Source organism: Ochrobactrum sp. CGA5 (genome assembly GCF_006345815.1).
Taxonomy (GTDB): domain Bacteria; phylum Pseudomonadota; class Alphaproteobacteria; order Rhizobiales; family Rhizobiaceae; genus Brucella.
Genome location: NZ_VCIG01000004.1, coordinates 140,227 through 152,512, shown reverse-complemented (window position 1 = coordinate 152,512; position 12,286 = coordinate 140,227). Strand labels below are relative to the sequence as shown.

Sequence of the window (12,286 nt, the reverse complement as noted above, 5' to 3'; positions counted from 1 at the left end):
ATGGCCAATTTGTTGCGCAAGCCCAATGGCGCTCATGGCAAGGTTCACGACATAACCCCGGAAAGCGCTGAATGGGGCTATGTCGGGTTCGGACTTTATCGTCTCAAATCCGGCGAGAGTGTATCCGAAAAGACAGGATCAACCGAAGTGATCCTCGTTCTTGTTGAGGGCAAGGCAAATATCTCCGCCTCCGACGAGGATTTCGGCGAGATAGGCGCACGGATGAATGTGTTCGAAAAGCTGCCGCCGCATTGCATCTATGTGCCTGCCGAAAGTGAGTGGCATGCGACGGCTACGACAGATTGTGTGCTGGCAGTTTGCACCGCGCCGGGCAAGCCAGGCCGCAAGGCACAGAAGCTTGGGCCGGAAAGCCTTTCACTTGAACAACGCGGAAAAGGTGCGAACACCCGTTTCATCCATAATATCGCTATGGAAGGCCGCGATGTTGCCGACAGCCTTCTTGTTACAGAGGTATTCACACCGCAGGGAAACTGGTCTTCCTATCCGCCCCATCGTCATGACGAAGACAATTTTCCAGATATGACCTATCTGGAAGAGACCTATTATCATCGTCTCAACCCGGCGCAAGGCTTCGCTTTTCAGCGTGTTTTCACCGAAGACGGAAGCCTTGATGAAACCATGGCTGTCTCCGACGGAGACGTCGTTCTTGTACCCAAAGGCCACCATCCATGTGGCGCACCCTACGGCTATGAGATGTATTACCTCAATGTGATGGCAGGTCCTTTGCGTAAATGGCGGTTCAAGAACCATCCCGACCACGATTGGATTTTCAAGCGCGACAACCCCTGACCCAGCCCCCGCCTGGTCCTTATCTGACTTCGGAGCGAACCCCGCTTACTCGTCGCGCCTGCAGCTCCGAAACCAGTCCACATGTTGCACTATAGACGGGCAACCTTCTTGAGATCATCAATTGCACCGGGCGCAGCCACGAAAACCTTATTGCCCTTCGTTAGCTTTTCTCCGTCGACCGGGAAAGGGTGAGCATAGCCGCCCGCCTCGCGCACAAGACAAAAGCCCGCCATGCAATCCCAGGCATGCATGTAAGGCTCGTAGTATCCGACTAACCTCCCCGCCGCGACATAAGCGATCATCAGCGCACCGGAACCATTGCGAATGAAGGTTCCGCCTGCTTCAAGCAGGTCTTCCACGATTTTCGCCACCGCCCGCGGTGTCACATAGTTGTTAGCGCCGATACCCGTCACTGAATTACGGATCGTGCGGCTCGGATCGAGAGCCAGCTTTTTGCCGTCAAGTGTAGCACCCAAGCCTTTTGCAGAAGCGTAGAGCTCGTCGAAGCATGGGGCCTGGATCACGCCGATGACGGGCTCGCAGTCCTTCAGAACGGCGATGGAAACACACCAGTTTGGCATACCGTTGACGAAAGGACTGGTGCCATCAATAGGATCTACGACCCAAGTGTAACCTGAAACACCTTCATTCAGCCCGTATTCCTCACCCAGAAAGCCATCCTGGGGAAAGATTTCTGACACACGGCCACGGATAAGCTGTTCGACATCCCGGTCAGCAATAGATACCACATCCTGCCGATCGCGCTTAGTTTCGATGACCAGCGTTTCACGTCGCTTGAAATAGTCGAGAGCCTTGGCCCCCGCTTCACGCGCGATCTTCTCAGCAAGCGCCAGACGCGCTTCTAGTTCCTGGCGGGAGTAGGAAGTCATGATGATTTTCCGATAAGAGACAAAGAAAGGCGCGACGTTTCTGCGCCTATTGATTGATAATGGCAAGTCCGCGCGTTTTGAACTCAATTGAGACATCGGTTTGTGGGGGTAGAGCTTCTTCGACCGCCGGATCGACAATAAAAAGCTTGCCATGTTCGGTCTCGATTTCATACTCGATATGATCGCCGAGATAGGCCGAATGCGCGATACGTCCGGGGAAGTTACCGCCGGTCTTTGGCTGCAACGTAACCGCATTGGGACGGATCGCAAGTTGTGCAGGCCCCGGTCGGGCGTTGCGCGCGGAAATCCGGTGGGTTAGACCGCCGACACGAATAACCGCTTCGCCTCCATCCGCCGTCATCACTTCACACGGCACAACATTCGCCTCGCCCATGAAGTCCGCGATAAAGGCTGAGGCCGGTGTTTCATAGAGATCACGAGGGCTCCCCTTCTGCGCGATATTCCCCTCTTTCATGACGATGATCGTGTCGGAGACGGCGAGCGCCTCGTCCTGATCGTGGGTGACATACACGGCGGTAAACCCGAGCCGCTGCTGTAGGTCGCGTATTTCGGTGCGGACCCGACGGCGCAGACGAGCGTCGAGGTTTGAAAGTGGCTCATCCAGAAGCAAAACCTGTGGCTCGAGCACCAAAGCGCGAGCCACCGCAACACGCTGCTGCTGGCCACCCGACAGTTCTGCCGGAAGGCGATGCCCCATTCCTGCGAGACCGACGAGTTTCAGCCCCTCCTCCGCACGCTCGCGTGCTTCCGCCTTTTTCAAGCCAGAGGATTCCAGGCCGTAGGCCACGTTGTCGAGTGAGCTCATATGCGGAAAGAGCGCATAGGACTGGAAGACCATCGATACGTCCCGCTCATTGGCAGGCAGATTGGTCACATCCTTGCCGCCTATCAGTATACGGCCAGACGTAGGATGCTCGAGTCCTGCCAGCAGCCGCAATGTCGTCGTTTTGCCGCAACCGGAGGGTCCAAGGAGCGTCACCAGCGTTCCCGGCTCGACGGTCAGGGATAGGTCGGGCAAGGCGGTAAAATTACCGAATTTCTTAGTGACGTTTTCAAATGTAACGGAGCCGGGACGGATCGCAGTCATGCGGTTTTCTCCTGACGAACAGTTTTGATGGGCTTGACAGCGGCAACACGGTTCTCGCGCCTGAGCTTGCGTTCACCCACGAGAAGCTGAAAGCCCGTAATGACCACGATCATGACGACAATCAGCATTGATGAATATGCAATCGCGACACCGAACTCCCCATTTTCAACGAGGCCAACGATATAGGACGTCGCCATGTTGTATTGCGCCGAAACAAGGAAAATGACCGCGCTAATGGATGTTATGGCGCGCACGAAGGAATAGACCAGTGCAGCTGTGATTGCAGGACGCAACAGTGGCAGAATGACTTTCCGGATCGTGCGGAAACTGTTCGCTCTCAATGTTAAGGAAGCTTCGTCGAGACTCTTGTCGAGCTGGCTCATGGCTGCGATCCCGCCCCGTACGCCAACAGGCATATTGCGAAATATGAAACATGCGATCAGGATTAGCGCAGTACCGGTCATTTCAAGCGGTGGCAGATTAAATGCCATAATGTAGCTCACGCCAATGACCGTTCCCGGGATGGCAAAGCTCAACATCAAGGCAAATTCGAAGACGTTGCGTCCGACGAAACGCTGGCGAACGATCAGATAGGCAGTCAGCAATCCAACTGCTGCAGTCAGTGGTGCCGAAATCAGCGAGATTTCCATCGTCGTCCAGAACGAATTCCATGCTACGCCGGTCCATGCAAGACCATCCTCGGTCCAATTGATCGAAAAGGCACGCGCGTAGTGTTCAACTGTCAATGTATTGTCGAGCCCCCACTGCCGCACGAAGCCACCTATAAGGATCATCGCGTAAACAACGACGGTGAAAAACATCCAAGGAATAACAAGGGCATATACGCCAATCTTCAGCCCGCGTGGTAACCCCGCGTGCATGCCGGAATCGCCCTTGCCAGTTACCGTCGCGAAGTTTCTCCCCGAAAGCCAGACGCGCTGGATGAGAAACGCGGTCAACGTAAAGCAAAGCAGAACAATGGCGAGAACTGCCGCACGTGATGGATCGTTTTGCGCACCCACTACAGCAAAAAATATTTCGGTCGAAAGCACGCCATTACTGCCTCCAAGCACCATTGGGTTGCCGAAATCCGCCATACTTTCGATAAAAGCGATGAGAAATGCATTGGCAAGGCCCGGCGCCATCAGTGGTAGTGAAACCCTGCGGAACGTACGCCAGCGATCAGCCCGTAAAGTTTGCGACGCCTCTTCCATCGACGGTGACACGCCTTCTACAACGCCTATAAGCACGAGAAAGGAAATCGGCGTGAAAGACAGCACTTGCGCGATCCATATGCCGGTAAGACCATAAAGCCACCGTCCAGGTTCCACTCCGAATATATTGGAAATCTGTTCCGTCACTACGCCTGCGCGGCCAAAAAGCAGCGTCAACGCCAGACCAACAACGAAGGGTGGCGTGATGATCGGCAATATGGTGAGAAGCCGTAGACCTTTCTTAAAAGGGAAACCTGTGCGGGTCGCAACCAGTGCAAACGCGAGCCCCAGCATTGTGGATCCGGTTGCCGTCATCAGCGCTAACCACAATGTACGCCAGGCAACGCCGCACCGCCCTTCGCCGATCACGCAGGCCACACTCCAGATCGATGAATCTTGAATGTTGCCGATGAAACCCTCAGGTTTGAAGGAGCCATCAAAGTCCTGCATCGATCCGGCAAACATGCTGATAACAGGATAGAAGACGAATACAGCCACCAATGCGACAAGCAGGGTAATGGAAGAGACGACGAAAGCGTCCCCCTTCATTACGCCGCGTTCTGCAAGACCAAATGAGAAAATCAACAGAAAGCATAGGCCCGTCGTAATCGCTCCGGCGCCAAAGGCAGGCTGACCGTCAGAAAGCGCACCGAACAGGTTTTCACTGATTGTCCAGTTCCAACCGGAAAAGCCAATAGCCAGCCCCTGCAGGCAAAGGAAAGCCACGCCGATGATACTTGTCCAGATCAGAGCGCCGCTCCGACGTTCACCAGGCGACAGGAAGCGGGCACCAAAACAGAGAAGCATGAATACAGCGACAGCGCTTAGCCAGGGGCGATCAAAGAAAACTATCTGCCAAAGGCCGGGCGCCGTTGCGCCATCGCCAAACATTCCAGTCAACCAGCCGAAACCCAGAAAGCCATCTTCAACACGATACCACGGCAACAAGACCAATGCCGCGAATGCCAGTGCCAGAATAATATCCAGTCTGCGATTATGCTGTTTCATGGATGTCCGCATCCCTCCAGATTGGGGATTTCCAAGGAATGGCTAGAGTCTCCGGCTCCTGCAGCTTTCAGGAATGCCGCCAATTCGCTCTGTCATTTGAGACAGGTGCGTCGCGCGACGAGCGCCGCGCACCAGATTTTCAAGCCATTGGAGAATCAGTTGGCGTGCGCACCAATTTCCTTATCCCAGCGCTCGAGCAACTCTTTGCGCTTGGCAGGTTCGCCATAGGTCTTGAAATCGTAATCGATGAGCTTGATGTCCTCGAAGCGCGGTGATTCCTTTGGAACCTCGGCTGATTTGTTCGACGGCAACTGGAAAGATTTTGCATCCTTCATATGTGACTGCACTTCGGCAGTCAGCGCCCAGTCGTACCACTTCTTGGCATTCTCGAGATTCTTGGCGCCTTTGATGATCGACATCGAACCGATTTCATAGCCAGTGCCTTCACACGGCGCGACCGACTTAACCGGGAAACCTTCAGCCGTCATTGCTACGGCATCGTGCATGAAAACGATGCCTATTCCCGTTTCGCCACGCGCAGCCGACTTAACAGGGGCCGAACCGGACTTGGTGTACTGCGATACATTTTCGTTGAGTTTCTTCAGATAATCATAAGCTTTGTCTTCACCCATGATCTGGACCAGCGTTGCCAGCGCGGTATAGGCGGTGCCAGATGAATTCGGATTGGCCATCTGGATTTCGCCCTTATAGGACGTATCGAGCAGATCGGCCCAGCATTTTGGCTCTTTCAGGTTCTTCTTGGCAATGATATCGGTGTTGTACCCCCAACCGAGCGCACCGGCATAAACGCCAACCGTGCGGAAGCCGGAGCTTTCAGCCTGCTTCTTGGCCCAATCATTCAGTTGGTCAAGCATCGGCGATTTATATTCGAGCGTCAGCCCTTCAGATGCTGCCTGCAGGTGCGGATCCCCTGTACCAGCCCACCATATATCCGTCTTTGGATTGCGCGCTTCGGCTCGTACCTTGGCATAGGTTTCACCCGAAGATAGCCGCACCATATTGACGTTGATGCCCGTGTCCTTCTCGAACATCTTCGTCATCTGCTCACAGATAACCACATCCGCAGAACAGATAAGATTGAGATTACCTGCGGCTTGCGCAGAAAAGGCCAATGAAGATACGCCCGCGGCCAGCGCCGCAACCAGAAATGCCGTACGCATTGTTTCCCTCCCTCTATACGGCGCCTCCACGCCGACGCTTTTGCAAACGTGTGCACAGTGTTTGCCTTTTATGAAAGCCTGTCAATGCCTTTGTAAATTTTATTCTGAATTGCTCAAAAACAGTCCAATTATTCTGTTTTTGAACGCCATTTGCACAGCCATGCAACCTTAAGCCGATAAAAGAAAAAGGCGGCTATAGCCGCCTTTTCTGTTCTCTCGGTCTAAAACGGATCAGCCGATCGCCATCAAGCTGGCATTGCCACCAGCTGCCGTAGTGTTGATTGAAGTCGAAACCTCTTCCAGCAGCCAATTCAGACAATAGGCATCCGGGTCGTTCGTCAGTTCTTCCGTGGAAGCGGCTTGAGTCAGCACCAACGGTCCGGGAAGCGTTGCGAGCTTCTTATTTATCTCGATGATACGCCCAGCATCCCCTTCAACCAGCGCTCCTGCGAAAGGTGCGTCGGCCTCCCAGTTATCCGTCCAGATTGTGCGCGCAGCGATAGAAGCAGGAATATCCTTCAGCACGCTCCGCAAGCCCGACGCCTCGTCGATATACACAGTGTTGCCTGTAGCAAGAGCGGCCGTCATCTGGCGATACAGACCTGTTTCGGTCTGCGGCACCAGCAGGATATTTCCTCGTGGATGCAACGCATAAAGATTACGCTCGCCGACCGGACCCGGCAATTCAATATCCAGACCAAGGGCCGAAGCACTGCCAGTATCGCGCGCGGCTTGAGCCAGATCGTTCATGCCACGCTGACCAAGCCATTTTGCAAAATCCTTCAATGCCGGATCGGTGTGAACCGAGCTGTGGCGTGGAGGGATCGGCGCTGTTTCGACGAGACGTCCAAGGTAAAGCGGACCGCCGGCCTTGGGACCGGTGCCGGACAAGCCGCGCCCACCGAAGGGCTGTACGCCTACAATCGCGCCGATAACGTTGCGATTGATATAGACGTTGCCGACACGGATACGATCCGCGACATTGGCGATTGTCTCATCCAGACGCGTGTGCAACCCGAAAGTAAGCCCATAACCAGTGGCATTTATATCGTCAATCAAGCGCTCCATGTCATCCCGCTTGTAGCGCACGACATGCAGAACAGGGCCGAAGACTTCCCGTTTCAGATCGCGAAGCGAATTGATCTCGATGATTGTCGGCGCGACAAAAGTTCCGTTCCGGGTTTCAGGACCAAGTGGAAGCTGTTCTACTTTGCGACCAAGATCACGCATACTCTGAACGTGCGTTTCGATAATATTCTTGGCTTCTTCGGTAATAACAGGTCCAATATCGACTTTCAGCTTGTCGGTCCGACCGATGGATAGCTCCTTCAGCGCACCCTTGAGCATTGTCAGGATTCGATCAGCGACATCCTCCTGCAGGCAGAGAACGCGCAGCGCCGAACAACGCTGACCGGCACTATCAAACGCCGATGCGATCACGTCGAATACAACCTGCTCGGCCAGCGCAGACGAATCCACTATCATCGCATTCTGACCGCCGGTTTCAGCAATCAACGGGATCGGCTTGCCATTCGGCAACAGACGCGAGGCAAGCTGCGCCTGAATGAGACGCGCTACTTCGGTTGAGCCCGTGAACATGACACCGCATGTCTCTTCGGCAGCCACAAGCGCGGCCCCTATGCGACCATCACCCGGCAGAAGCTGCAGCACGTCAGCCGGAACACCGGCTTCATGCAGGATACGTACCCCTTGCGCGGCGATCAGCGGGGTTTCTTCAGCAGGTTTCGCCAGGACCGGATTACCTGCCACAAGTGCTGCTGCAATCTGGCCCGTAAAGATCGCTAACGGAAAGTTCCACGGGCTTATACATACAATAGGCCCCAGCGCCTTGTGAGCAACGCCCAGCGTACGACGCGTCTGCTCTGCATAATAACGCAGGAAATCAATCGCTTCGCGTACTTCGGCAATCGCGTTCGGCATAGACTTGCCGGCTTCGCGCATGATGAGGCCGAGCAAAGCCGGCATATCACGCTGCATAATATCCCCTGCGCGCTCAAGACAAGCAGCACGTTCGGCCGGTGTAGTTGCCGACCAGCTTGCCGTTGCGTTCTTTGCTGCCTTCATGGCTCTGGCTACGTCTGCTTCGGAGATTTCTGTCACCGTACCGACAACATCGTTCCGATCGCCGGGGTTGAGAACCGAACGGCTGGTGCCTTTAACCTTGGCTGCGGCTATTTGCGGTTCGGATGTCCACACGCGGTCAGCGCTATCCTTCAGAACCTTGCTGAGTTCGGCGAGCGTGACTTCATTCGAAAGATCGAAACCGTCAGAGTTCCTACGAACACCATAGAGATTTTTTGGCAGCGCAATCTGGTCGTGCCGCGCACCGATGACCGCCATTGAGCGAACAACCTCAACTGGATCCGCGATCAATTCATCGACGGAAACACTTTCGTCACCGATGCGATTGACGAAAGAGGAATTCGCGCCGTTTTCGAGAAGTCTACGAACAAGGTAGGCCAGAAGCGTTTCATGCGTACCAACAGGCGCATAAATGCGGGCCGGGCGACCAAGTTTTTCAGCACCGACAACTTCATCATAAAGCGGTTCGCCCATGCCGTGCAGGCACTGGAACTCGAACTTGCCGGTTTTGAAATCTGGACCGGCCAGATGATAGATGGTGGCCAGCGTCTGAGCATTGTGCGTCGCAAATTGCGGGAAAACGACATCAGTCGCCGCAAGCAGCTTACGTGCGCACGCAATGTAGGAAACGTCGGTATGTACCTTGCGGGTATAAACTGGGAAGTCTTCCAGACCGTCAACCTGCGCTCTTTTGATTTCGGCATCCCAATAGGCGCCCTTCACCAAACGAACCATGACGCGGCGCTTGTTCTGACGAGCCAAATCAATGATGAAGTCGAGCACGAATGGGCAGCGCTTGCCATACGCCTGCACCACGAAGCCGATACCTTCCCAATCTGCGAGATCTGGATCTTCGATAAGGCTCTGTAGCAGATCAAGCGACAACTCCAGACGATCAGCTTCCTCGGCATCGATGTTGAGACCGATATTGTAGGACTTGGCAATAACGGCCAGAGCCTTTACCTTCGGCAGCAACTCCCCCATCACGCGTTCGCTTTGCGCACGGACATAGCGCGGATGCAAAGCCGACAACTTGATCGAAATGCCGGGGCCGTCATAGATGCCGCGACCAGCGGAAGCGCGACCAATGGCGTGAATAGCGTTTTCGTAATCCTTGTAATAACGCTCGGCGTCGGCAGCGGTGGTGGCGGCTTCGCCCAACATGTCATAGGAATAGCGGAAGCCCCGTTCTTCCAGTGGTTTGGCGCGTTTCAGCGCTTCATCAATGGTTTCACCAGTAACAAACTGCTCGCCCATCATCCGCATGGCCATGTCAACACCGCGACGAATGACAGGTTCACCGCAACGGGCAATCAGGCGTGTCAAGGCAGCCGACAGGCCGCGGTCATTGACCGTGTTGGTCAGCTTGCCGGTAACAACAAGCCCCCAAGTCGCAGCATTAACGAACAAGGAGCGCCCGCCCCCGATGTGTGACTTCCAGTCACCGTTCGAAATCTTGTCACGGATCAGAGCATCCCGCGTTGCCATGTCCGGAATGCGCAGCAGCGCCTCGGCAAGGCACATGAGCGCCACGCCTTCCTGGCTCGATAATGAATATTCATGCACCAGTCCTTCGACGCCGGTTCCCTTATGCTTGGCGCGCAGTGCTTCTATGAGCTTGCGAGCCGTGGAACGGATTTGCTGGGCAGTTTCTTCTGGCAAGGCGGCCTGTGCAGCCAAAGCCGAAACACATTCAGCCTCCGGGCGGCGATACGCGGCAGTAATCGCTTGCCTAAGCGCACTTTGCTCGCGGATCGGTGGCGCGAAATTCTGGAAAACTGCATTGGTAGGTGCGGGTACTTTGTCGGTCATGGTGCAATGCTCGCGATTGAAACGGCCCCGAGCGTCTTTGCTCAGTTTAGCTCTGCTTTATATCGGCGCACACTATCATTTGTACAAATTGCATTCTGCCTTCATTTGTTCCATATGAAGGAATATCGATCTTATTATTAATGCTTTAGAAGGCTAGATGAATGCGAAAGATAGATTCTGTAGACGATCTGGATCAGTTCGATAGGCGCATTCTGGAGGTACTGAGCGAAGATGGACGCATTCCCGTCACGGAACTCTCCAGAAAAGTCGGCCTTTCCAAGACGCCATGCCAGGCGAGGCTGAAAAGGCTAGTCGACGAAGGCTACATTGTCGGCTTTCGCGCCGCTATTGATCCTGAAAAGCTCGGCCTCGATCATATCGCCTTCACGACGGTCAAGCTATCCGACACACGTGAAGCCGCACTTGAAGCGTTCAATACAGCCGTTCGCAAGATACGAGAAGTCGAAGAGTGCCACATGATCGCCAGCTCTTTCGACTACCTTCTGAAAGTGCGAACACCCAACATCCGGCGTTACCGCGAGGTGCTGGGCGAAAAAATTTCGAGCCTGCCCAATGTAGCAAGCACATCCACTTTTGTTGTGATGGAGTCTGTAAAGGACAACCGCCCTGTCAGGGTTTATCCAGGCGCCTTGTAGTTTCAGTTATAGTGGCTCACCTGCCAGATAACGCTCGAGCGTTTTGACAGTACCATCCTGCCAAATGCGCAGCAGTGCGGACGAAAAAGCCGCCACATAAGCTGGATTTGAAGCGAGCGAGCCGAATATATCATCCATCGCAAGCCACGCCGCGGGATCGTTTTTTGCAAGAGCCGCCTGCTTGATCAGGCGATCCCATGACGGATCGTTCGGTTCAATAATCGAACCGCTATCGGTTGTACCGTAGCAATAGCGGCACCAGAACGCGGAAACGAGCGCCAGCCCTGTCACCGACTTGCCTTCTGCCACCCGATCGGAAGCAGTTGGCAGAATGAATTTTGGCTGACGATTGGAGCCATCGAGGCACAGGCGGCGGATCGTATCGCCGATGCTTGGATTGGCAAAACGTTCGTCGATGAGGATACGATAGGTTTCCAGATCTGTATCCGGCACGGGCGGCACTTCCGGAATGATCTCATCCCTGGTGAGCTTTTCCAGATAGCGCCGGATCAGCGGATGCTCCATGGCCTCGTGCACGAAATGAATGTCGAGCAAGCCGCCCGGATAGGCGATGGCCGCGTGACCGCCATTCAGGATGCGGATTTTCATCAACTCATAAGCGGCGACCTGATCGGTGAAGGTAACGCCGACTTTTTCCAGCGCCGGGCGTCCGGTCGGGAAATTATCCTCCATCACCCATTGCTTGAAAAATTCGCAGAACACCGGCCAGCCGTCATCGACGCCGAATTCCTTCGCAGCAATCTCGCGTTCGCGCACGCCGGTCGCGGGCGTGATACGGTCCACCATGGAATTGGGGAAAGCGACATTGGAGGAAATCCAGTCGGCGAAAACCGGATCGCTCAGCCTGGCAAGCCCCGTCACGGCGTCTTCGGTTACATGCCCGTTGCCCGGAATATTATCACACGACAAGACCGTGAAAGGCTGGACGCCCGCCGCCTTGCGCAGTTTCAGCGCCTGAACGATCAGGCCGAACACGGTTTTCGGGTGGTCTGGGTGCGCGGCGTCCGCCACAATATCGGGATGGGCTGGATCGAAGCTCTGGCTTGCCGGGTCGATGTAATAGCCGCCTTCGGTGATGGTCATCGAAACGATGCGCGTATCGGCTGACGTCAGATAAACCATCAGGGCCCTGCGCTCTTCCTCACTCGAAATAGTTACATAATCGACCATTGATGCGGTGATGCGCGCACCCGCATGGTCGGCTTCCTGCTCCACAACCGTCGTCAGCCAGTCCTGCGCCTTGAGCGTATCGCGCATGGCGTCGTCGCTGCCACGCACGCCTGCTCCCACCAGCGCCCAGTCATGCCCCTCGCCGGTCGCAAACAGATCGTCCAGATAGACGGCCTGATGCGCGCGGTGAAAATTGCCGACGCCGAAATGCACGATACCCGGCTTCAGCGTGGCTGGGTCGTAGCCGGGCTTGTGCACCTTATCGAAGCTTTGAAGCGTTGCGCGCGATAGCTTGGTCATGACGATTTCCTTC

The 12,286-nt window shown here is 55.0% G+C and carries 8 protein-coding genes; 2 read left to right on the top strand and 6 right to left on the bottom strand.

The window, feature by feature from the left end; genetic code table 11:
- Positions 1 to 810, top strand: coding sequence for a 5-deoxy-glucuronate isomerase (gene iolB, locus FJQ48_RS04565; protein WP_139974020.1), 810 nt, complete (start codon positions 1 to 3; stop codon positions 808 to 810).
- Positions 811 to 899: 89 nt separating this feature from the next.
- On the opposite strand, the gene FJQ48_RS04560 is transcribed toward iolB, so the two are convergent.
- The 5 genes from FJQ48_RS04560 to putA form a co-directional block, all read right to left on the bottom strand.
- Entirely contained in the window at positions 900 to 1,700 is an 801-nt protein-coding gene (locus tag FJQ48_RS04560) for an inositol monophosphatase family protein (protein WP_139974019.1), read from the bottom strand.
- 46 nt (positions 1,701 to 1,746) lie between these two features.
- The gene (locus FJQ48_RS04555) at positions 1,747 to 2,808 is read right to left on the bottom strand and encodes an ABC transporter ATP-binding protein (protein ID WP_139974018.1); all 1,062 of its coding nucleotides are present in this window, start codon (positions 2,806 to 2,808) and stop codon (positions 1,747 to 1,749) included.
- On the bottom strand, positions 2,805 to 5,030 hold the full coding sequence (locus tag FJQ48_RS04550) for an iron ABC transporter permease (RefSeq protein WP_139974017.1): 2,226 nt from the start codon (positions 5,028 to 5,030) through the stop codon (positions 2,805 to 2,807). The genes FJQ48_RS04555 and FJQ48_RS04550 overlap by 4 nt, the downstream gene beginning before the upstream one ends.
- Positions 5,031 to 5,185: 155 nt before the next feature.
- The gene (locus tag FJQ48_RS04545) at positions 5,186 to 6,211 is read right to left on the bottom strand and encodes an ABC transporter substrate-binding protein (protein ID WP_139974016.1); all 1,026 of its coding nucleotides are present in this window, start codon (positions 6,209 to 6,211) and stop codon (positions 5,186 to 5,188) included.
- 231 nt (positions 6,212 to 6,442) lie between these two features.
- Complete coding sequence (gene putA / locus FJQ48_RS04540) at positions 6,443 to 10,126, bottom strand: trifunctional transcriptional regulator/proline dehydrogenase/L-glutamate gamma-semialdehyde dehydrogenase (protein WP_139974015.1); 3,684 nt, start codon at positions 10,124 to 10,126, stop codon at positions 6,443 to 6,445.
- Between the two features lie 161 nt (positions 10,127 to 10,287).
- Here putA and FJQ48_RS04535 point away from each other — a divergent pair, with 161 nt between their 5' ends.
- Positions 10,288 to 10,782, top strand: coding sequence for an Lrp/AsnC ligand binding domain-containing protein (locus FJQ48_RS04535; protein WP_139974014.1), 495 nt, complete (start codon positions 10,288 to 10,290; stop codon positions 10,780 to 10,782).
- 6 nt (positions 10,783 to 10,788) lie between these two features.
- On the opposite strand, the gene FJQ48_RS04530 is transcribed toward FJQ48_RS04535, so the two are convergent.
- Positions 10,789 to 12,273 (bottom strand): mannitol dehydrogenase family protein, encoded by a 1,485-nt coding sequence (locus FJQ48_RS04530; protein WP_139974013.1) that lies wholly within the window; start codon positions 12,271 to 12,273, stop codon positions 10,789 to 10,791.
- Positions 12,274 to 12,286 lie beyond the last annotated feature (13 nt).

What these genes read in the sequence shown, in the direction of transcription:
- FJQ48_RS04555 (WP_139974018.1), bottom strand. Translation starts at nt 2,808, where the DNA reads ATGACTGCGATCCGTCCCGGCTCCGTTACATTTGAAAACGTCACTAAG.
- FJQ48_RS04560 (WP_139974019.1), bottom strand. Translation starts at nt 1,700, where the DNA reads ATGACTTCCTACTCCCGCCAGGAACTAGAAGCGCGTCTGGCGCTTGCT.
- FJQ48_RS04545 (WP_139974016.1), bottom strand. Translation starts at nt 6,211, where the DNA reads ATGCGTACGGCATTTCTGGTTGCGGCGCTGGCCGCGGGCGTATCTTCA.
- FJQ48_RS04535 (WP_139974014.1), top strand. Translation starts at nt 10,288, where the DNA reads ATGCGAAAGATAGATTCTGTAGACGATCTGGATCAGTTCGATAGGCGC.
- iolB (WP_139974020.1), top strand. Translation starts at nt 1, where the DNA reads ATGGCCAATTTGTTGCGCAAGCCCAATGGCGCTCATGGCAAGGTTCAC.
- FJQ48_RS04550 (WP_139974017.1), bottom strand. Translation starts at nt 5,030, where the DNA reads ATGAAACAGCATAATCGCAGACTGGATATTATTCTGGCACTGGCATTC.
- FJQ48_RS04530 (WP_139974013.1), bottom strand. Translation starts at nt 12,273, where the DNA reads ATGACCAAGCTATCGCGCGCAACGCTTCAAAGCTTCGATAAGGTGCAC.
- putA (WP_139974015.1), bottom strand. Translation starts at nt 10,126, where the DNA reads ATGACCGACAAAGTACCCGCACCTACCAATGCAGTTTTCCAGAATTTC.